This is a genomic window from Tsukamurella sputi (assembly GCF_007858445.1).
Classification (GTDB): domain Bacteria; phylum Actinomycetota; class Actinomycetes; order Mycobacteriales; family Mycobacteriaceae; genus Tsukamurella; species Tsukamurella sputi.
This window is the reverse complement of sequence record NZ_VIGV01000059.1, coordinates 1-671: the sequence shown is the minus strand read 5'-3', so window position 1 is coordinate 671 and position 671 is coordinate 1. Positions and strand designations below refer to the sequence as shown.

General features: G+C 65.6%; 1 pseudogene. It reads left to right on the top strand.

What is annotated here, in order from left to right:
• Positions 1-671: pseudogene (locus tag FK268_RS23155) on the top strand (MMPL/RND family transporter); the annotation flags it as partial.

The window sequence follows — 671 nt, the reverse complement described above, 5'->3', positions numbered from 1 at the left end:
AGCTGTCGTGGCAGAACGGACAGATCGGTGACCGACTCGCCGCGGCAGTCAGTGACGGCCGATCACGCACTGGCGACCTGTTCCAACTTCGAGATGGCGCCGACCAACTCGCGACCGGCCTTGCCACGCTCGACAGCCAGATCCGCGCCAACCTGACACCGCTGTTGCGAATTCTCGACCAGGCCACGACCGCGGGACAACAGATCCAGCAATACCGACCACTGCTCGGTCAACTCCGCACAACCGCACCCGCACTCGACCAACTCATTGGGCAGGCACCGCAATTGGCCACCGCGGCAAGGCAGGCATCCGACGCCTTGAGTCTCGTGACCGCCGTGCGGCCCTTGCTCGACAACGCTCCCTGGTGCGCCCCGATCCCTCAGTGCGCCGCCGTCCAACAGCAACTCCGGACCCTGGGCACACTGCGGGATTCCAACTTCCTCCTCCAAATCGGCGCTCTCTCCGGGCAACTGGGCAACCTCGGCACACCCATCACCACCATCACCGCGCAACTCACCGCCGCAGTGGACACATTGGACACAACGCTGGGTGCTGTCACCGCGCGCGACCTCCCCGCACAACTCGCCCAGCTTCAGAACGGGGTGAGTCAACTCGCTGCTGGCTCCCGCGCGATTGCCGGGGGAGTCGCCGCACTCGTCGACAGCAACCTG